General features: G+C 66.7%; 1 pseudogene. It reads left to right on the top strand.

Annotated features, from left to right (window positions below):
• A pseudogene (locus FQ746_RS34955) lies at positions 1-504 on the top strand (alpha-amylase); the annotation flags it as partial.

The following is a 504-nucleotide window of genomic DNA, read 5'->3' on the forward strand; positions in this document are numbered from 1 at the left end:
CCAACACCTCGGCCTGGTCGACCGGCAGCGGCGGCTCGGTGATCGGGCTGAGCACCGACATCTCCGGCCAGACCAACCATGCCGCGGTGATCGGCAATGCCAGCGGCAGCCCGTTCGCGCAGATCAACCAGTGGATCAAGGTGCAGGGCGGCCAGAGCTACACCTTCACGGACTACCTGCCGGCCAGCTCGGGCCAGACCATCTTCCCGGCCTTCTCGGTGCAGACCGACGACGGCAACCAGACCGAATTCGCGGGCGTGCTCAACACCAACAACGGCGTGATCGTGCCGGGTTCGTGGAGCACCGGGAATTCGACGCTGTCGACCAGCAAGGTGGGCAACTGGTGGAAGGTCAGCATGAGCTTCACGGCGCCCTCGGGCTCGTCGAACGCGCACATCTTCCTCGATCCGCGCACCTCCAACGCCTCGGGCGCGCGCAGCAACCAGAGCGTCAACGATGACCTGTCGGCGACGCACTACTGCCCGGGCCTGTCGATCGCGGCGC

The organism is Paraburkholderia sp. BCC1886 (genome assembly GCF_900996245.1).
Classification (GTDB): domain Bacteria; phylum Pseudomonadota; class Gammaproteobacteria; order Burkholderiales; family Burkholderiaceae; genus Paraburkholderia.